Genomic DNA, 19,340 nt, shown 5'->3' with positions numbered 1-19,340 from the left:
CCGTCGGATTTGAGAGTAGGTTGCGAGAAAAATTGGCAAAAAAAGCACAGCATAGCTGTCTATGTGAGCAGTTTTTTGCCGATTTTTCTCGCAAGATGCGCCAAATACGGCGGTTCGGCGAATAAGGCTAAACGGTTACTTCCAGCCAGCTGCTTCACCAATTGCGTCACCTAAGTCAGCAGGCGATCGTACTGTAACAACGCCAGCTGCCTCAAGGGCGGCAAATTTTTCAGCAGCAGTTCCTTTACCGCCAGAAATGATAGCGCCAGCATGGCCCATACGCTTGCCCGGAGGCGCTGTGACACCAGCAATATAAGAAACAACAGGTTTTGTGACATTAGATTTAATGAACTCTGCCGCCTCTTCTTCAGCAGAGCCGCCGATTTCACCCACCATAACAATTGCTTCTGTCTGAGGGTCTTGCTCAAACAACGCTAGGGCATCAATAAAACTTGTGCCAGGAATAGGATCACCGCCAATGCCAATACATGTACTTTGGCCAAAACCCTTGTCTGTGGTTTGTTTAACAGCTTCATAAGTCAATGTGCCTGAGCGGGAAACAATACCAACTTTACCGGGTAGATGAATTGAGCCGGGCATAATTCCTATCTTACATTCACCTGGGGTTATGATACCTGGGCAGTTTGGGCCTATTAAGCGAGAATCTGTATTATTTTCTAGATAAACTTTAACTTGTAACATATCTAAAACAGGAACACCTTCGGTGATGCAAACAATTAATTTAATACCTGCATCGGCAGCTTCTAAAATAGAATCCTTACAGAAAGCAGCAGGAACATAGATAACCGATGCATCTGCGCCTGTTTCTTCTACAGCTTCTTGGACTGTATTAAAAACGGGTAGGCCAAGATGCTGCTGCCCACCTTTGCCCGGCGTTACACCACCCACCATTCTTGTACCATACTCTATTGCTTGTTCAGAGTGGAATGTACCTTGTTTGCCTGTAAAGCCCTGACAAATTACTTTTGTATCTTTATTTACTAATACACTCATTGCTTGCCTCAAATTATTTAATAGGTTTTTAAACCTTGCCTAAAAACACTTGCTTATTCTTGATCCCGCACAAATGCTACGCATTTTACGGGATAACATTCGTTTAGCGACACAAAAGAGACTTCGTCCCTTTTATGTCGAACTTATGTTACTTAGCAACTGCCGCTACAATTTTCTTCGCTGCGTCAGTTAAACTATTAGCAGCAATGACATTTAAGTCACTCTTATTTAAAATTTCTGCTCCAAGTGTGGCGTTATTTCCTTCAAGGCGAACAACCACTGGAATTTTTACATCGACTTCTTTAACTGCAGCAAGTATTCCATCAGCAATTAGATCACAGCGGACGATACCACCAAAAATATTAACCAATATTCCTTTTACCTTCTCGTCAGATAAAATGATCTTAAATGCTTCAGTGACCCGTTCTTTCGTCGCGCCACCGCCAACATCTAAGAAATTAGCTGGCTCACCACCATGTAACTTAATGACATCCATAGTAGCCATGGCTAGCCCTGCGCCATTGACCATACAACCAATTTCGCCATCGAGTGGAATATAATTTAGCTCCCAATCGGTTGCCCTATTTTCACGTTCATCTTCTTGTGATGGATCACGCATATTTTTTAATTTAGGTTGCCGATATAAAGCATTGCTATCAACATTGACTTTACCATCTAAGCAAATTATCTCACCTGTCTTAGTGACCACAAGTGGATTAATTTCAAGTAAACTTAGATCACATTCAACAAACATCTTACCAAGTCCTATCATTAATTGAGTAAATTGTTTAATTTGATTGTTATCTAAATCAAGTTTGAATCCTAAATCACGACATTGATAAGGCATAACACCTACGAGAGGATCAACAATAATCTTGAAAATTTTTTCAGGTGTTTCATGAGCGACTTTTTCAATTTCTACACCACCTTCCGTTGAAGCCATAATAACCACACGTTGACTTGCTCGATCAACGACAGCGCCTAAGTATAGCTCACGGCCTATATCACATGTTTCCTCAATTAAAACTGCATGAATGGGTTGACCTTTGGCATCTGTTTGGTAAGTTACTAAACGAGTACCTAATAATGATTTAACATAAGTGGCTAATTCATCTTTATTAACGACCAATTTTACTCCACCCGCTTTACCTCGCCCACCTGCATGTACTTGCGCTTTAGCTACCCATTTCGGTGTAGAAAGTAGTGATGCAGCTTGGATTGCATCTTCAACATTATAAGCAACATGCCCTTTAGGTGTAGGTAAGCCATAACTGGCAAATAATTGCTTAGCTTGATATTCATGTAAATTCATTCTTACTATCCCACTCTTTCTAACATCTTTAAATTAAAAGTGGCAGAATTTTAACATGGTTTTGCAGCTACGGACATAGTCTACTTTGAGTGGATACTTATCAGGCAAGAGATGCGCCTATGCTGCAGTAAGCATAGGCAGAAAAACGAGATCTTACTAAACATTAAGTAATAAACGAGCAGGATCTTCTAATAATTCTTTTACATTTACAAGAAATTGAACAGACTCTCTACCATCAATTAAACGATGATCATAAGACAGAGCAATATACATCATTGGCCGAATAACAATCTCACCTTTTTCAACGATAGGTCTATCTTCAATTTTATGCATACCTAAGATACCTGTTTGGGGTGGATTAATAATCGGGGTTGCTAATAAGGAACCAAATACACCGCCATTAGTAATAGTAAAAGTGCCACCTTGCATTTCTTCCATGCCTAATTTACCTTGACGAGCGCGGGTTGCTGTATCAAGGATCTCTTTTTCAATTTCCGCCATTGATAATTGATCAGCATTTCTAATAACAGGAACAACTAGACCTCTTTCTGTTGATACCGCAACACCAATATCGTAATAGCCATGATAAATGATATCATGACCATCAATAGAAGCATTGACGGCTGGAAAACGCTTTAGTGCTTCAACAACAGCCTTAGTGAAGAAAGACATAAAGCCTAAGCGAACGCCATGCTTTTTCTCAAAAGAATCTTTATACTGAGCTCGCAAATCCATCACAGCTTTTAAATTAACTTCATTAAAGGTCGTTAACATGGCAGCATTATGTTGCGCCTGAACTAAGCGCTCTGCAATCTTAGCTCGTAACCTAGTCATTGGAACACGACGTTCTTCACGAGCGCCTGAAGATACAGACTGAGTATTTATGCTTGGCTGTGCTTCTGTTTTTACCTCGGGCGTTGCCGCTTGCGATTTTCCTCGATTTGCGGTAATAAATGCCTCAACATCTTCTTTAGTTAACCGCCCATCTTTACTTAAGCTAGGAACTTCAGATGCCTGCAAATTATTTTCAGTTAACAAACGACGCACAGCTGGACCCGCTACTTTTTCACTTGTACTGCTTTCAGCCTCAGCAGATTTAACACTAACACTTTCATCCGATTTCTTTGGTGCAGCTTGAGCATTCTTAACACTCTCACCTTCTTCAATACGTGCTAATAATTCACCTGAAGTAACAGTATCTCCTTCTTTAAAGAGAATTTCTTTAATTACGCCATCTGCCGGAGCAGGAACTTCCAAGACAACTTTGTCAGTTTCTAAATCAAGAAGATTTTCATCTCGGCTTACTTTATCGCCCACTTTCTTATGCCAGGTAGCAATAGTTGCATCAGCAACCGACTCAGGCAAATTAGGTACTTTAACTTCTATAGACATGGTTAGACCTTCTTAAGATTATAATTTTGATAAGTTAATCCAATAATGCTTGATTGACCAATTCTCGTTGCTGCTGGGCATGTAAAATTGGACTACCAACAGCGGGTGACGCTGCAAAGCCACGGCCAGCATAGCGCAAATGCTGATCAACTTGTAAACAGTCCTTAATATTATGCTGAGATGCAAACCAAACGCCCTGGTTTTGCGGCTCTTCCTGACACCATACAATATCTTTTGCTAGAGGATAATTAGCTAGTATGCTACCCAACGACTTTCTAGGGAAAGGATATAATTGTTCTATACGTACGATAGCAACATGATTTAATTGCTCATCTCGGCGTTTTTGTAAGAGATCATAGTAGACTTTTCCACAGCATAATACGATCCTTGTTACTTTCAGCGGATCAAGCTCATCAATTTCAGGTATAACATTGTGGAATTGGCCATTTAAGAGATCACTAACTGGTGATACAGCTAACTTGTGTCGTAATAAGCTTTTAGGCGTCATAACAATTAAAGGCTTTCGAAACTTACGTAATACCTGTCGACGTAGCAAATGAAAAATCTGCGCCGGCGTTGTGGGCACACATACTTGCATATTATGTTGGGCGCATAATTGCATATAGCGCTCAAGTCTTGCAGATGAATGTTCTGGACCTTGCCCTTCATAACCATGTGGTAAAAACATCACTAAACCACATAATCGGCCCCATTTTTGCTCACCTGAGCTAATAAACTGATCAATGACAACTTGTGCCCCATTCGCAAAATCACCAAATTGAGCTTCCCAAATAACTAAAGAATCGGGTGCTGATGCAGCATACCCATATTCAAAAGCAAGTACCGCTTCTTCTGATAGCACTGAATCAATAACAACAAAATGGGCCCCATTCGTTGCTGTCTTCTCTAAAGGAATATAAGCTTCACCGGTTTGCATATCATGTAATACCGCATGGCGGTGAGCAAAAGTACCACGGCCAGAATCCTGGCCAGATAATCTTACCCAATGACCTTCGTGCAAGAGGCTTGCATAAGCCATGGTTTCGGCATAGCCCCAATTCATTTGCACATTCCCACTCGACATTTTCTCACGTTCACTTAGCAATTTTTTGACCACAGGGTGAACTTCAAAGCCCTTAGGTAAATCATGTAGTTGTTGGGAAAGCGTTGTTAAAGTTTGTTCACTAATTGTGGTATCTACCTTATCTGTCCATTTGGCATTTAAGTAAGGTGACCAGTCAATCGATATCTTACCTTCATAGTTTTCACGAGTAACATTGATAACAGGCTGACCTTTATCAAGCTTATTCCGATAAGCTTCCATAAGCTCATTGACTTTTTCTTGAGTAACTATACCCTCTTTAATCAATTGCTCAGCATAAATTTCACGTAACGGCCACATGCTTTTAACTTTTTTATACATGGTAGGCTGAGTAATAGAAGGCTCATCAGCCTCATTATGCCCGTGACGGCGGTAGCACACCAAATCGATAACCACATCACGCTTAAATTTCATACGAAAATCAAATGCAATCTGCATTGCAAAGACGACAGCCTCTGGATCATCACCATTAACATGCAGTACAGGTGCTTGAACCATTTTAGCAACGTCAGTACAATATAGTGTTGAGCGGGCATCTAACGGGTTACTGGTAGTAAATCCAATTTGGTTATTAATAACGATATGAACTGTACCACCAGTAGAATACCCTCTTGCCTGGGAGAAGTTAAATGTTTCCATAACAACGCCTTGCCCAGCAAAAGCAGCATCACCATGTACTATAACCGGCACTACAGTATTTTTTCCTACTATATCATTACGACGCTCAAGTCTTATTCTTGCAGAGCCTTCCACTACAGGGCCAATAATCTCTAAATGTGAAGGATTAAAAGCTAGTGCTAAATGTATAATAGGTCCCCTCTTAGTTTGGATATCCGAGGAAAAACCCATATGATATTTAACATCACCTGTTCTTTCAGATATCACTTTACCTTCAAATTCCTGGAAAAGTTGATCAGGCGCTTTACCTAACACATTAACCAAGACGTTTAAACGGCCGCGATGAGCCATACCAATAACAATTTCTTTTACACTTTTTTGACTACCTTGGCGAATAATTTCCTTCATCATAGGAATAAAGGCATCACCACCTTCTAATGAGAAACGTTTCTGCCCAACGTAGCGTGTACCTAAATAGCGCTCTAAGCCGTCAGCTGCGATTAAATCATTAAGTATCGCTTGTTTTTTATCTATATCAAAATTAGGCCGTCCACGTGCTGTTTCTAATTTTTCTTGTAGCCATTGTGTTTCTTCTAGGTTTGAAATGTGCATATATTCAATACCTATACTACCGCAATAGGTATCTTTTAATGCCTGTAAAATATCTTTAAGTGGCATTTGTTGCCCTGAATGAAAATAATCGCCAGCACAAAAATTATGATTTAAATCTGCTTCAGATAAATTATGATGACTTAATTCCAAGCTAGGAACATGTACTCGCTCTGTCATACCAAGCGGATCTAATTTAGCCGCATGGTGTCCATAAGAACGGTAAGCATTAATTAATTGAGCTACTTGAAATTGTTTACTATCTTCGAAAGCGACACTACCTTGATTAAAATATCTTTTATCTGTATTTTCTAGAAAGTAATTACGTATATTGCGATGAGAAATTTCTTTTGCTACTGAATCAACCTTAGGTAAAGCTTCAAAAGCTAATCGCCAATCGGTAGGTACAGAATTAGGATCTGCTAAAAAGTCTTCATATAATGCATCGACATAGGCCATATTGCCACCCGATAAGTAAGAAGAAGCCCATTGTTTTTGCAGATTACTACTCATGTTTTTGTCTCCAAAGAGTTCACTTGCTACTTAAAGCAACTCAGAAAAAATTATTTATGTTTCCTGATTCAACATTTGCAGGCGAATATGACTAATCGCTTGCGCCGGATTGAGTCCCTTCGGGCAAACATTTGCACAATTCATAATAGTGCGGCAACGAAATACACTAAATGGATCTTTTAATTTCTCTAGGCGATGTACTGTTGCAGTATCACGGCTATCAGCTAAAAATCGACGTGCTTGTAAAAGCCCCGCAGGGCCGATAAATTTATCTGGATTCCACCAATAGGAGGGGCATGAGCTTGTACAGCAAGCGCATAAAATACACTCATATAAACCATCTAATAAGGAGCGCTCTGCAGGCGTTTGTAAGCGCTCTTTTGCTGGCATAACATCGTCATTTTGTAAATAAGGCTCAACACGCTCATATTGTTCATAAAATTGAGTCATATCGACAACGAGATCGCGAATCACTGGAAAACCCGGTAAGGGACGAATGACTATTTTATCTGTATTAAGCTGTGAGAGCGTCGTAATACAAGCTAAGCCATTAGTTCCATTAATATTCATACCGTCAGAGCCACAAACACCTTCACGACAGGAGCGCCTATAAGCTAGAGTAACATCTTGCTCAGCCTTAATTCGCTCAAGCAGCGTTAAGAGCATAGGATCACTTTTGGCAGGAACTTCCAATATATAATCCTGCATATAAGGCTTTTCATTACCTTCAGCTTCTGGATTATAACGATAAATGGATAAGGTTAATTTTCTATGATCAGCCATAATATACCCTCTTAATAAACGCGTTCTTTCGGCGCAAATGGCTCGACGTATTTAGGTGTTGTATTTACAGGTCGATAGTCAATACGCTCCCCTTCCTCAAAGTACAATGTATGTTTTATCCAATTAGCGTCATCTCGCTTAGGATAATCTTCACGGCTATGAGCACCTCGACTCTCAGTTCGAGTCAGTGCCGAATGGGCACTAGCATAAGCTGTGGCCATTAAGTTATCTAATTCTAAGGCAGCAATACGTTCTGTGTTAAAGATGTGACTTTTGTCACTTAGTTTAGCATGTTTTAAGCGCTCTCGAAGTGCTTGTAAGCGATGCAAGCCCTCTTCCATCACTTTACCAGTACGGAAAACGCCAAAATCTTCTTGCATAACCCGCTGCATGGCATCTCGAATTGCAGCAGGGCTTTCTCCATCCGTTGAATTCTCCCAACGGAAATAACGCTCTAATGCTGGCGCAAGATCATCATCAGAAACATAAGCCATATCAGGTAACGCATTAGCATGCCATAATTCTTCAACATGCAAACCAGCAGCACGGCCAAAAACGACCAGGTCAAGTAAAGAATTACCGCCTAAACGATTAGCGCCATGTACAGAAACACAAGCGCATTCACCGACAGCATATAATCCTTCAACAATTTGATCACTGCCATCTTGGTGAATCAGAACCTGCCCATGAATATTAGTCGGAATCCCACCCATACTGTAATGGCAAGTGGGCACAACTGGGATCGGTTCAACAATAGGATCAACGCCTGCAAATTTTAAAGATAATTCTCGAATACCAGGTAAGCGAGACATAATCAAATCCGCACCAAGATGATCTAATTTTAATTTAACATGATCAATACCGTTAGGATCAAAGCCTCGACCTGCACGGATTTCTAATGCCATTGAGCGAGCAACGACATCTCGCGAAGCTAAATCTTTTACACGGGGTGCATAACGTTCCATAAAACGTTCCCCATCCTTATTAATAAGATAGCCACCTTCACCGCGGCAACCTTCGGTAACGAGCGTTCCAGCGCCAGCAATACCTGTTGGGTGAAACTGCCACATTTCCATATCTTGTAAGGGAATTCCTGCTCTTAATGCCATACCGAAACCATCACCGGTATTAATATGGGCATTGGTTGTCGATTGAAAAATACGCCCTGCTCCACCCGTCGCTAAAATACAAACTCGAGTTTGATAAAAAACAAGTTCACCTGTCTCTATCGATAAAGCAGTAACACCAGCAATTCGCCCATGAGCATCTTTAACAAGATCGAGCGCATACCATTCGCTAAAAACATGCGTTTTGGCCCTTAGGTTCTGTTGATACAAAGTATGTAATAGTGCATGCCCCGTTCTATCAGCTGCTGCACAAGTTCGTGCAGCCTGCTCTCCGCCAAAATTTTTCGACTGTCCACCAAATTGCCGTTGGTAAATTGTACCATCATCCCTACGTGAAAATGGCAATCCCATATGCTCTAATTCATAAACTGCTTCAGGACCTGTCTTACATAAATATTCAATGCAATCCTGATCACCAATATAATCAGCACCTTTCACAGTATCATACATATGCCATCGCCAATCATCTGGATGAGCATTTCCTAGTGCAGATGTAATACCCCCTTGGGCAGAGACAGTATGTGATCGGGTTGGAAATACTTTAGAGAGTAAAGCCACTTTTAAACCCGAATTAGCAAGCTGTAAAGCAGCACGCATACCAGCGCCACCAGCGCCAACAATAACTGCATCAAATTTATTTCTTGCAATTGGCATATTCATATTATTGCCCCCATACAATCATTAAACCCCAAATAAATTGGGCACTAAGCCAAAGTAGAACAATCATTTGCAAAAATAAGCGCACGGTCATGGATTTAACATAGTCAGTCGTAACAGTCCATACGCCTATCCAAGTATGCAGGGACAAGGCCACTAGTGCCATAATAGTTGCAGTTTTAAAGAATACGCTAGCAAATAAAGTATGCCATTGTTGATATTGTAAATGTGGATGAAAGAGTAAAAAGCCAAATAAAAAAAGGCAGTAAAGTGCAAAATAGATGGCGGTAGCTCGCTGAATTAACCAATCTTTTAAGCCATCTCCTGTTAAACTAGTGACATTGCTTACCATATCCAAAATCCTAGAAGTAGAGTTAAAACAATTGCAGCTATAATCACAAAAATAGCACTTTTACGGCCTGAGCTTAGGTGCTCGCCATAACCTGCATCCATAACTAAATGTCGAATGCCCGCTAGTAAGTGGTAGATTAGAGCTGCACCAAAGGCCCAAAGAATTAATTTTGCCACCACACCCGCCAATATAGATTGCAAAGTAACAAATGAAGTAGGACTAGCTAAAGATAAATCAAGATAATAAAGGATAATAGGAAATAGCAAAAACAAGGCAAGGCCTGAAATTCGATGTAAAATAGACGCAATGGCCATGGGCGGAAATTTTATTGTGGTTAAATCAAGGTTTACTGGTCTCTTCTTATTCACGTTATAATTTATCCTTTAGTAATAATAAAATGGTTAGTCAATATCTTAATTTTTTAACCTCAACCTTTAGCTTAACTACCTAACTATAGATGTTGTAAGCTTATAAGCCTGCATTATTTTAAATAAACTAATTACTAACCGCTGGCTAGATGTCAGCCTTACATCACATGTCATAAAGTAAACTAATGGCAGTATTTAAATTGAATCGCTGTTTCTCGCCTCAAGGCGTAGCAAGAATTAGAAGTATACCACTCTGTTTTTTTAGCGCAAAGTGTATGTGCAAAAAGAGAAATAATTGTTATTAATATGAGTTCGACATAAAAGAAGCAAAAGCTCTTTTATGTCGCTAAATGAACATTATCCTGTAAATGCGTAGTATTGGTGCAAGAAGCCGGAGTAGAATAGGAAACAGAAATGGTATTTAGAGTTATTCTCGCTAGTTTTTATGATTTATTAATTATCTTAGCCCTATTAATTTTTACAACAGCAGTTTATATAATTTGCCTTCATCAATCATCTATTCCTGCTGGTACGCGATGGTATCAATTTTTACTATTAACCATCATAATTTTCTATTATCTCTTATGCTTTAAATTTGGTGGGCAAACAATAGGTCTAAAAACTTGGCGACTACAACTGATAACTAGTAGAGACTCTATCACTCTATTGCAAGCTTTTCTATGGTTATTTTTAGCCCTGCCAGCAGTAGGTTATGGATTTATAAGATTCAAAAACCCACAATATTTTCTCTTTAAGTGGACAAAAATTAAGTTAAAATCATTAAAATAACGCGAGCTTGCCATAAAGGGTCTTTAAACATTACCGCGAAACTTTAGGGCCAGAACTAGCATGTTGTAAATAGGGTTGGCGAGGTGATTCCGCTGGATAGCCATAACCCTTGTCATTTAAGGTTTTAACCAACTTGAGATAACGTTCTCCCCAAGTACCAGGATCAAAATTTGTTACCACAACGTTATAATTTAAATTGATAATTGACTCAAAAGCCTTCCGTTGAGCTTTTTCATGACCGCCAAAAGCAACTTGCACTTCAGTTTCAGCACTAATTCCGCCCGATTTTAAGCGCTCAATTAGAAGAAAGATCATTTTTTCAATAGTAAAATACAACTTACACATAGACATACCGGCTGTATACATGTCTTGTGCTTTAGATGTACTTAATCTGTGGCCCCGATCTAAAATAGGGTAAACATATTCATATTCGTTGCCATCCCCTATCAGCTCAGGCTCAATAATTAAAGCAGGTGAAATAGGCTCAATAACAGGATTAATAATGAAAAGCTCAAAATTAGCCCAATGCCACCAAAGTTGATAGACTCTTTCAATAAGCACAACAGGATCGTCATAGTTATCAGCTACAATCTGTTGCCGCATCTCTTCCATCTGCTGCTCAAAATTTGGATCCGAGATGTCTATTTCATTGGCCATTATCATTACCCGTTTTAACGTATAACCGTATCTTAGCCTAAAATTAATACTTAAGCATGAAACGCTATAACTAAAAAATAGCAAAAAAAGTGTAAATTTAGCGAATTTTTTTAAAAATTAAGAAGTCGTGTATTTAATTTATTATTTTATAATAGATTACTGTCTGCTTGCGACAACTTTTAAGGCAACTTTTCTGACAAGAAGCGTCATTCTGACAAAGAGCAATTACACCGCGTTTTAGCCATACATCAAGCATAGGCCCTAAAGCCATTAAGTCTAAATCAAATTCACGGGCTAGTTGCTGATTACTGGCTATCCCTTCACGGCGTAAATAATTAAGAATCTGTAAGAGCATGCTTATTTCCCGAAGAAAAATGTTGATAGTGAAGTTTACCTATGAATAGTCCGATACTTATTAACATTAGCGCAATCCAAAACGAGGAAAACGCTGGATGTTCACTAAAGCGAGCAACTTGATAGAAAATGACAGCCGAAGCATAAGCAATTAATAACGACCAGCTTACAGAAAACCACATAATTTTTCGATTTGCTTCTTGTTTAATTGCAGCCATGGTAGATACACAAGGAATATAAAGTAGCACAAACAGTAAATAGGCAAATGCGCCTGCTTGACCATCAAAAAGCTGCGCCATTTTACCATATACCGATTGTGATATCTCGCTGTCAGGTGCACTTGCCAAAATAGGGTTTACAAAAGCATGACCTAATTCAGATAAATTCTGTGGAATCGACCAGAATGCTTCTTGTAGTGATTGCCATAAATTAAATGTTAAAGAAAGATGAGCGCTATTGAGATGTGCCAACTGAGCATAAAGTGAGTTCAAAGAGCCAATAACTACTTCTTTTGCTAACATACCGGTTAGTAAACCTACTGTTGCAGGCCAATTATTAGGCTCAATTCCCATGGGTGAAAACAGAGGCGTAAGCCATTGGCCTAATAAAGATAGTATGGATTGTGTATTTGCTTGATCACTAAAGCTACCATTAATTGTTAGTGCATTTAACCCACTTAAGACTACACAAACAGGAATAATTAATCGTCCTGCACGAATAATAAAATAGCGCAATCGAGAAAACATTTCTTTTAATAATCTTCTTATGGTCGGTCGATGATAAGCTGGTAGTTCAAGAATTAACGGCGAAGAATAACCTTGTAGAATAGTTTTACGTAATATAAAGCCTGTCAGCACGGCCAATAAAATACCCGTCATATAAAGACAAAAGACAATATTTTGTCCTCCTATAGGAAAAAAAGCTGCCACAAACACCGAGTAAATTGCTAAACGAGCGCTACAAGACATAAAAGGGCTCATGACAATAGTTAATAGGCGCTCTCTGTCTGAATCTAAAGTTCGCGCAGCCATAATCGCTGGCACATTACAGCCAAAACCAACAATCATAGGCACAAATGATTTTCCAGGTAACCCAAGCATACGCATGATCTTATCAACTACAAAAGCAGCTCGTGCCATATATCCTGATATCTCTAATAATGCTAAAAAGAAAAACATCGCTCCAATAACTGGAATAAATGCAACGGTTGTCGTAATACCTACGCCTATCCCCTGCGCAATCAAAGCAATTAACCATTGAGGGGAATGAAGTTTTACTAATAACCACTCCGGCCCTTGTATAAAAAGAGCGCTTGAAGTAATTTCAAAAAAATCCTGTAAAGCGCCACCAATATTAATTGCAAATAGAAACATCAAATACATCAAAGCAAAAAAAATGGGTAATGCAAAAAATCGATGTAATATGATACGGTCTAACTTTGCTGTAAAATGCTCACTGGAATCACTGTGTTTTTTCTGGACTAAATTTACTAATTGATGAATTGTTTGATAACGTGCATCAGCAATCACAATATCGTCATCTGGACCTTTTTCAAACAGCTCTAAATTTTCTATATCGAGTATGGTTTCTATTAAATAATGATCACCCTCTAAAGTTCGTAAAGTGTAATATTGCGCTAAATCTGAAGATAAATGATGATTTTGAATTAAATTTTGATTAATTTTATCAATTCGCTTCTCCAAGTCTAAGGGAAGATCTAGATTAAAGCTGCTAGGTTTTACTGTTTGAGAGGCTATAGCTTCTTGTAACGCCATAAGACCAATTTTTTTATGAGCTTGTATAGCTATAACAGGACAATTTAATTGCTTTGCTAAAAGCGCTGTATCAATAAAAATGCCTCTGTGCTTAGCAATATCACTCATGTTAAGTGCAATAATAATCGGTTTACCTAATTCAATGAGTTGGCTTGTTAAATAAAGATGCCGCTCTAAATGACAAGCGTCTATAACATTAACAATAATATCGGCAGGAATAGTAAGAATGGAATGGGCTGTAATCTTTTCATCTTGGCTTACTGTATAGGAAGAGTTTAATGAGTAAACGCCTGGTAAGTCAGTAATTTCTACAGTTTGATTAGCAAATTGAAAAAACCCTGTTTTTTTCTCTACTGTCACGCCAGGCCAATTACCGACCTTCTGATGATCACCAGTCAGCGCATTAAATAAAGTTGTTTTACCGCAATTGGGATTTCCTAATAATAAAATATGCGTCATACAGATTCCCACTCTAATTCAGCAGCTTCTTCTTTACGCAACGTAAGTGATGTTCCTCGTATTTCTATTTGTAAAGGGCAACCGAGCGGTGCAACTCGTATTATTTTTATTTCAACGCCGCGCGTTATACCTAAAGATAATAAGCGCTGTCGGTAAATTAAATTGGTATTACCAAAATTTACCAAACGGACACGGTCACCTTTATGTAAATCATTAATACGAATTTTTTTCATTCTATTCTTAGATAAATTACAAAATTTAAACCTTCTGCTGTATTTTAGCATAAATGATATCGATAATCATTCTCATTTTGAGCAAAAAATAGATTCTTTTAAGAAGTTAAATAGTACATAGCTCGTCGCGGATGACGTTGAATATAATCTTTTGATTGCATCTCATGTAGGCGACTTTGTGTTCTCTTAAAAGCCTGTCTCATTTCACCCTGTATATAGAGTTCATCAATAGGGGCTGCGGCTGATAACACTAAACGAATACCTTGATCATACATCACATCAATAAAATGAATTAGTAAGATAGCAAACACGGTATCACTTTCACCTAATACAGGAATATCGCTTACAAAGACGGTATCAAAGCGTTCAGCTATTTCTAAGTAGTCCAATTGACTACGGGGTAAATTACAAATGACTTTAAAATCAAACCAAACAACTCGATCACTTAGTCTAATATAAGGAATTTCGCGCTTTTGGACTATTAAAGTACCTTCAGTTTGTGCAGCAGGTGCGATATAATTAAACTGCCTATTTAAAAGATTGGTTGTTTCTTCATTCAGAGGGTAAATATAAGTTTCAAAATTTAATTCTCGACTTAAACGATAATCTTGCTTACCACTTAGGTAAATAATTTCGCAATGCTTTTTGATGGCAGTAATTGCTGGCAGAAAACGGACACGCTGTACACCGTTACGATATAAATCGTCAGGCGCTAAGTTTGATGTAGCAACTAAAACGACATCTCTAGCAAATAAAGCTTGCATAAGTTCAGCTAAAATCATTGCATAAGCAACATCGTCTACCATAAATTCATCAAAACAAAGTAATTGTGCTTTTTTTGCAATGTCCGTTGCGATACGTTGTAAGGGATTAGGTATCCCTTGCAGTTGCCGTAGTTGAGCATCTACTTGCTGCATAAAGTGATGAAAATGAAAACGTAATTTTTTTTCTAGCGGAATAGCGTTAAAAAAAAGATCCATCAAGAAGGTCTTACCAACGCCTACCGGCCCATAAATATAAATACCCTTTAACGAAGGCTTCTTAAGCCAATTAAGCCAGCTTTTTTTCTGATTGGAAAAATCAGTCATTAATCTATCTAGATGAATTAAAACTTGCCGCTGTGAAGGATTATCTTGGATATCGCCACAATCAATAGCTGCATTGTACTGCTCAAGTAAGCTCATAAGCTTAATACCTGCATACGCACTATATCCATTAGTTTAGATTTTAATAAAAGTAAATTGCCGTGAAAGAAATGCCCAGTTTTTGCAAAGCGAATGACAGGAATTTTAGGATTAGCTTGATTAGCAAAAGCAAGAACCATGTCTAATGGTGAAATATCATCTTCTTCACCTTGTAAAATAAACCACGGGTTTGGTGCTTTAAATTCTGTATAATTATAATGATGGAAAGGTGGCGCTATGGTAATTAAGAGAACTGAATCACTTTGTGCTGCCGCTCTGTAAGCTACGAAGGAACCAAAGGAAAACCCAGCAAATATAAATTGGGTATGAGGGTGATGCTGCTGCCAAAGTTGTTGTAAAATCAACATATCCCCGCTTTCACCTATGCCCGCATCATAATGACCTTCTGATTGACCAACGCCACGAAAATTAAACCGAATAGAAGGAATACCTAATTCTTTAAATGCCCGCGCCATTGTTGTTACAACTTTATTATTCATTGTACCGCCCTGCAGCGAGTGAGGGTGGCCCAATAGCGCTAAGTGGTTAAAATTTATTTCTGTAGGTAGCGTTAATATGGCCTCTAATCTGCCAACTTTGCCTTGAAAAAGAAAAGCATGCTCACCAGGCGTAGTTAAATCTGCAATAGGTAACATAATTCATTCATAACTAACTTACTAAAGTATTAATAATAACCTATCTTGCAATTTGTTGCGCGTCCTTTAAACTTATTTTGCGCTGACAAACTGCAGCGACTTAATCCTTTGGTTTTATATAAAACATAGGAAATTTTCATTAATATTTTCTGGAGGACTTGATCCATGAGACAGGTACCAATGCTTTTAATTTTTAGTTGCCTTTACTCCTTCTGCACTTTAGGGAGTAAATAGATGAATATTAGCGAATTTATTAAAAAAAAGCAGGCTGGTGAGAAAATAACGATGCTTACTTGTTACGACTACCCTTCTGCTAAAATTATTGCTGAATCAAAATTAGATTGTGTTTTAGTAGGTGATAGTGTTGCTATGGTCGTCCATGGTCATTCTAGTACGGTGATGGCAACTATCGACATGATGGTTTTACATACACAAGCAGTAGCTCGCGGGATTACACAGCAATTAATAGTAAGCGACTTACCATTTCTGTGCCATCGATTATCTCAAGCTGAAACAATAGTCAATGTTAAAAAACTCATACAAGCTGGCGCCCAAGCAATTAAAATTGAAGGTGGAGATGAGGATACTTGCCGTACTATTGCTTATCTTGTCTCTTCTGGTATTCCTATACTTGGCCATATAGGTTTAATGCCGCAGTCTATTTACCAATATGGTGGTTATAAAATTCAAGGGCGAGACCATGAGCAGGCAACCCAATTATTACAACAAGCAAAAAATTTAGAAGCGTCTGGCTGTTCAGCACTCGTTCTTGAATGCATTCCTCAAGAATTAGCAGAGAAAATCACTCACAGCTTATCTATTCCTACTATTGGGATAGGCGCAGGTGCTGTAACTGATGGGCAAGTCTTAGTCTGGCATGATATGTTAGGTTTACAACAAGATTTTATACCTAAGTTTGTAAAACAGTTTACAGATGCCAAAAGTACTCTATTAGCAGCAATTAATAATTATATTCAGGATGTTCAACGAGTTGCCTTTCCGACGGACAGCTATGCTTATTAATTAGCTCACTTTGTAAAGGCTGCCTAAAAAGGCAGCCTTATTCATTTAATTCTTTACCAGGATAATTCATGCAAGTTTTTGATAATTTAGATGAATGGATCAATTTTAGAAATAGGCTTGATTCTACCTTAAGCTTAGGTTTTGTACCAACCATGGGTAATTTACATAAAGGCCATAGCTCTTTAATAGAAGTTAGTAAGCATGAAAATGAGCTGACTGTTGTTAGTATCTTTATTAATCCAACCCAATTTAATCGGCCTGATGATTATACTCATTACCCACGTACACTAGAATTAGATCTTAAATTATTACAAGAAAACGGGGTTGATTACTGCCTTATTCCAACAGAACAAGCAATATATCCCGATGGCTACAGATATAAAGTCACAGAGACTGACTTTTCCCAGCTCATGGAAGGTGCCCATCGACCTGGCCACTTTAATGGCGTGCTTACGGTAGTTATGAAACTACTTAATTTAGTCAGACCCAAAAATGCCTATTTTGGTGAAAAAGATTATCAGCAATATTGTTTAATTCGTGATATGGCTAGTGCTTTTTTTATGCCAATTAATATAAATATTTGCCCAACAATTCGTGAAGCAAGCCAACTTGCTTACAGCTCTCGCAACAATCTTCTTACAGCTAAAGAGCGAAAATTAGCAGAACGCTTTGCTACTATATTTCATCAAGATAAACCCTACAATGAGATTTTAAAACAATTAAAGGAAAATGATTTAATTGTCGACTACTTTATAGAGTATGAGAATCGCCGGTTTATAGCAGTAAAAATCGGAAATGTGCGTTTAATAGACAATTATGTTATCAAAACGATTTTTAGCTAAGTAATTATGTATTCTATAATTTTAAGGCTATTCTTTAATAGATAAACATTTTATGAAAGGGATATCATTATGTTAAAAAAATATATATTAAATACATTATTCTATTTAACTAGCCTTTCTTTATCCTCGTTTGCTATAGCTTCAGCAGCGACAGATACTAATGCTGGTTCAACGACTAATACTACTAATTCTTCAGGCTCAGCTTCTACAGATAATCAATCAAGAAGTAAAGATGAATGGCTTTCTAAATTGCGAGAAGTAGTACCAGGTATTATTTGTAAGAACTTTACGCAAAATGATGAACTTAATAAACGCATGAAAGCAGAAAATATTGATTATGATAAATGCGTAAGCTTAATTCCTTCTAGCTTTGATAAATGTAAAGACAAATATTATTCAGATCTCCCGGCAACTGTGGATAAAGATAGTGCATCAAAGTGGGGTAGAACAATTGGTGAATGTATAGGTAATGATTTTGCTACTACTCATTTTGGTGGCGAGTCTAATGCCAGTAATTCTGATAAATCTAATAATTCTGCACAAGAAATGACTAAAGATGAATGGTTAGCAAAATTAAAAGCTGTCGTACCAGATTTAATTTGCAAAGGATTTATGCAAGATGAAGCACTTAATAAGCGTTTAACTGAAATGAATATTAATTACGATAAATGTGTTACTTTAATACCAGAAAGCGTTGATAAATGCCAAAAAGAACTTTATTCTCAAATTCCCGCAACAATTAATCAACAAAATGCAGGAAAATGGGGTCATTCTATTGGTGAATGTATTGGCAAAGACTTCGCTTTAAAACACTTATTTAATAAAAAGCCATAAGCTTTTTATCGCAATTGCATAGTTAGGCTGTCTTTATTTAATCTAAATTCGCCATAAAAATTCTTTTATGGCGAATTTACGTTCTCACATAAGGTATTAACCTATCTAATTTAATTTGCGTTTTGTTTGTTAATCTAGAAAGTTTCTTTAATAACTAGGAATTCTCCACTTATTTAGCTAACTAAACCTTATAATTGAAAGTAATGGGTTACTTTATTTGTAATCATTAAATTTATTTAATAAGCTTTAATTAAGAGAAAGATAGTTAATGAATCTATAGGAATTAATTATGAAAGAAAAACATTTCGCCTATAAAATAAGTAGTAATGTTGCAGGTTTAGTATGTACTTATGCTGAAATTGAACAAGATAAAATGTTAGATCTTTTACATTTAGTGCAACAAGATACCGAAGTTGGCCTATACTGGGTCTTTAAACAATTAGATAATCAACCGAAAGAGCCTTTATGCATCATCGACTGCACCCATAAGCGAGTTTATTATCACTATTCAGGTGAAGTAGAAGATTTAAATGATACCATCAAAAAGCTGTCTAAATAGTTCATTTAAAGTAAGCTAAAGTAATTACAAAATTAGCATACCTAGAAAATAATTTAAAAAATTGTCATTGAATTGACATTTCCCTTTAACTAAATTCGTCCTATTTTTATCGTTTTAAAGAAGAACTC

Annotated in this window: 19 protein-coding genes; 5 read left to right on the top strand and 14 right to left on the bottom strand. The window is 37.7% G+C overall.

All coding sequences use genetic code 11. The features are described 5' to 3' along the window. Positions 1-135: 135 nt before the first annotated feature. The 8 genes from sucD to sdhC form a co-directional block, all read right to left on the bottom strand. The gene (gene sucD / locus ACQUW5_RS05115; protein WP_444990136.1) at positions 136-1,014 is read right to left on the bottom strand and encodes a succinate--CoA ligase subunit alpha; all 879 of its coding nucleotides are present in this window, start codon (positions 1,012-1,014) and stop codon (positions 136-138) included. A 148-nt stretch (positions 1,015-1,162) separates the two neighbouring features. Beyond that, positions 1,163-2,326 carry an ADP-forming succinate--CoA ligase subunit beta gene (gene sucC / locus ACQUW5_RS05110; protein WP_444990135.1) on the bottom strand — a complete coding sequence of 388 codons (1,164 nt, stop codon included), beginning with the start codon at positions 2,324-2,326 and terminating at the stop codon, positions 1,163-1,165. A 156-nt stretch (positions 2,327-2,482) separates the two neighbouring features. Continuing rightward, positions 2,483-3,718, bottom strand: coding sequence for a 2-oxoglutarate dehydrogenase complex dihydrolipoyllysine-residue succinyltransferase (odhB, locus tag ACQUW5_RS05105; RefSeq protein ID WP_444990134.1), 1,236 nt, complete (start codon positions 3,716-3,718; stop codon positions 2,483-2,485). 34 nt (positions 3,719-3,752) lie between these two features. Beyond that, the gene (locus tag ACQUW5_RS05100) at positions 3,753-6,560 is read right to left on the bottom strand and encodes a 2-oxoglutarate dehydrogenase E1 component (RefSeq protein ID WP_444990133.1); all 2,808 of its coding nucleotides are present in this window, start codon (positions 6,558-6,560) and stop codon (positions 3,753-3,755) included. Between the two features lie 54 nt (positions 6,561-6,614). Then, positions 6,615-7,343: a succinate dehydrogenase iron-sulfur subunit gene (locus tag ACQUW5_RS05095; RefSeq protein WP_444990132.1), complete on the bottom strand. Its 729-nt coding sequence runs from the start codon at positions 7,341-7,343 to the stop codon at positions 6,615-6,617. A gap of 11 nt (positions 7,344-7,354) precedes the next feature. Continuing rightward, on the bottom strand, positions 7,355-9,124 hold the full coding sequence (gene sdhA, locus ACQUW5_RS05090; protein WP_444990260.1) for a succinate dehydrogenase flavoprotein subunit: 1,770 nt from the start codon (positions 9,122-9,124) through the stop codon (positions 7,355-7,357). Positions 9,125-9,131: 7 nt separating this feature from the next. Next, complete coding sequence (gene sdhD / locus ACQUW5_RS05085) at positions 9,132-9,479, bottom strand: succinate dehydrogenase, hydrophobic membrane anchor protein (protein WP_444990131.1); 348 nt, start codon at positions 9,477-9,479, stop codon at positions 9,132-9,134. Beyond that, positions 9,473-9,847, bottom strand: coding sequence for a succinate dehydrogenase, cytochrome b556 subunit (gene sdhC, locus ACQUW5_RS05080; RefSeq protein ID WP_444990130.1), 375 nt, complete (start codon positions 9,845-9,847; stop codon positions 9,473-9,475). Before sdhC ends, sdhD begins: the two co-directional genes overlap by 7 nt. 414 nt (positions 9,848-10,261) lie before the next feature. On the opposite strand from sdhC, the gene ACQUW5_RS05075 reads away from it, so the two are divergent. Next, positions 10,262-10,636: a hypothetical protein gene (locus ACQUW5_RS05075; protein ID WP_444990129.1), complete on the top strand. Its 375-nt coding sequence runs from the start codon at positions 10,262-10,264 to the stop codon at positions 10,634-10,636. A gap of 30 nt (positions 10,637-10,666) precedes the next feature. Here ACQUW5_RS05075 and ACQUW5_RS05070 read toward each other — a convergent pair whose 3' ends face one another. From ACQUW5_RS05070 to ACQUW5_RS05045, 6 genes are all read right to left on the bottom strand, one after another. Next, positions 10,667-11,293, bottom strand: coding sequence for a virulence factor (locus tag ACQUW5_RS05070; protein ID WP_444990128.1), 627 nt, complete (start codon positions 11,291-11,293; stop codon positions 10,667-10,669). A gap of 133 nt (positions 11,294-11,426) precedes the next feature. Next, positions 11,427-11,648, bottom strand: a complete 222-nt coding sequence (locus ACQUW5_RS05065) for a FeoC-like transcriptional regulator (protein WP_444990127.1) — start codon at positions 11,646-11,648, stop codon at positions 11,427-11,429. Beyond that, the gene (gene feoB / locus ACQUW5_RS05060; RefSeq protein ID WP_444990126.1) at positions 11,629-13,881 is read right to left on the bottom strand and encodes a Fe(2+) transporter permease subunit FeoB; all 2,253 of its coding nucleotides are present in this window, start codon (positions 13,879-13,881) and stop codon (positions 11,629-11,631) included. Before feoB ends, ACQUW5_RS05065 begins: the two co-directional genes overlap by 20 nt. Further along, complete coding sequence (locus tag ACQUW5_RS05055) at positions 13,878-14,114, bottom strand: FeoA family protein (protein ID WP_444990125.1); 237 nt, start codon at positions 14,112-14,114, stop codon at positions 13,878-13,880. The genes feoB and ACQUW5_RS05055 overlap by 4 nt, the downstream gene beginning before the upstream one ends. A 98-nt stretch (positions 14,115-14,212) precedes the next feature. Then, complete coding sequence (gene zapE / locus ACQUW5_RS05050; protein ID WP_444990124.1) at positions 14,213-15,298, bottom strand: cell division protein ZapE; 1,086 nt, start codon at positions 15,296-15,298, stop codon at positions 14,213-14,215. Then, positions 15,295-15,954 carry an alpha/beta hydrolase gene (locus ACQUW5_RS05045; protein ID WP_444990123.1) on the bottom strand — a complete coding sequence of 220 codons (660 nt, stop codon included), beginning with the start codon at positions 15,952-15,954 and terminating at the stop codon, positions 15,295-15,297. Before ACQUW5_RS05045 ends, zapE begins: the two co-directional genes overlap by 4 nt. 234 nt (positions 15,955-16,188) lie before the next feature. Between ACQUW5_RS05045 and panB the strand changes: the two genes are divergently transcribed. From panB to ACQUW5_RS05025, 4 genes are all read left to right on the top strand, one after another. Next, on the top strand, positions 16,189-16,977 hold the full coding sequence (gene panB, locus ACQUW5_RS05040) for a 3-methyl-2-oxobutanoate hydroxymethyltransferase (protein ID WP_444990122.1): 789 nt from the start codon (positions 16,189-16,191) through the stop codon (positions 16,975-16,977). A 68-nt stretch (positions 16,978-17,045) separates the two neighbouring features. Next, entirely contained in the window at positions 17,046-17,819 is a 774-nt protein-coding gene (panC, locus tag ACQUW5_RS05035) for a pantoate--beta-alanine ligase (RefSeq protein WP_444990121.1), read from the top strand. Between the two features lie 69 nt (positions 17,820-17,888). After that, positions 17,889-18,653 carry a hypothetical protein gene (locus ACQUW5_RS05030; protein ID WP_444990120.1) on the top strand — a complete coding sequence of 255 codons (765 nt, stop codon included), beginning with the start codon at positions 17,889-17,891 and terminating at the stop codon, positions 18,651-18,653. A 289-nt stretch (positions 18,654-18,942) separates the two neighbouring features. Then, entirely contained in the window at positions 18,943-19,212 is a 270-nt protein-coding gene (locus ACQUW5_RS05025) for a hypothetical protein (RefSeq protein ID WP_444990119.1), read from the top strand. The last annotated feature ends 128 nt before the right edge of the window (positions 19,213-19,340 follow it).

The organism is Legionella pelazae (assembly GCF_052527395.1).
This window is presented reverse-complemented; position numbering and strand designations above follow the sequence as displayed.

Coding starts and splice junctions, on each gene's coding strand:
- sucD (WP_444990136.1), bottom strand. CDS start 1,014: ATGAGTGTATTAGTAAATAAAGATACAAAAGTAATTTGTCAGGGCTTT.
- sucC (WP_444990135.1), bottom strand. CDS start 2,326: ATGAATTTACATGAATATCAAGCTAAGCAATTATTTGCCAGTTATGGC.
- odhB (WP_444990134.1), bottom strand. CDS start 3,718: ATGTCTATAGAAGTTAAAGTACCTAATTTGCCTGAGTCGGTTGCTGAT.
- ACQUW5_RS05100 (WP_444990133.1), bottom strand. CDS start 6,560: ATGAGTAGTAATCTGCAAAAACAATGGGCTTCTTCTTACTTATCGGGT.
- ACQUW5_RS05095 (WP_444990132.1), bottom strand. CDS start 7,343: ATGGCTGATCATAGAAAATTAACCTTATCCATTTATCGTTATAATCCA.
- sdhA (WP_444990260.1), bottom strand. CDS start 9,124: ATGCCAATTGCAAGAAATAAATTTGATGCAGTTATTGTTGGCGCTGGT.
- sdhD (WP_444990131.1), bottom strand. CDS start 9,479: ATGGTAAGCAATGTCACTAGTTTAACAGGAGATGGCTTAAAAGATTGG.
- ACQUW5_RS05075 (WP_444990129.1), top strand. CDS start 10,262: ATGGTATTTAGAGTTATTCTCGCTAGTTTTTATGATTTATTAATTATC.
- ACQUW5_RS05070 (WP_444990128.1), bottom strand. CDS start 11,293: ATGGCCAATGAAATAGACATCTCGGATCCAAATTTTGAGCAGCAGATG.
- ACQUW5_RS05065 (WP_444990127.1), bottom strand. CDS start 11,648: ATGCTCTTACAGATTCTTAATTATTTACGCCGTGAAGGGATAGCCAGT.
- feoB (WP_444990126.1), bottom strand. CDS start 13,881: ATGACGCATATTTTATTATTAGGAAATCCCAATTGCGGTAAAACAACT.
- ACQUW5_RS05055 (WP_444990125.1), bottom strand. CDS start 14,114: ATGAAAAAAATTCGTATTAATGATTTACATAAAGGTGACCGTGTCCGT.
- zapE (WP_444990124.1), bottom strand. CDS start 15,298: ATGAGCTTACTTGAGCAGTACAATGCAGCTATTGATTGTGGCGATATC.
- ACQUW5_RS05045 (WP_444990123.1), bottom strand. CDS start 15,954: ATGTTACCTATTGCAGATTTAACTACGCCTGGTGAGCATGCTTTTCTT.
- panB (WP_444990122.1), top strand. CDS start 16,189: ATGAATATTAGCGAATTTATTAAAAAAAAGCAGGCTGGTGAGAAAATA.
- panC (WP_444990121.1), top strand. CDS start 17,046: ATGCAAGTTTTTGATAATTTAGATGAATGGATCAATTTTAGAAATAGG.
- ACQUW5_RS05030 (WP_444990120.1), top strand. CDS start 17,889: ATGTTAAAAAAATATATATTAAATACATTATTCTATTTAACTAGCCTT.
- ACQUW5_RS05025 (WP_444990119.1), top strand. CDS start 18,943: ATGAAAGAAAAACATTTCGCCTATAAAATAAGTAGTAATGTTGCAGGT.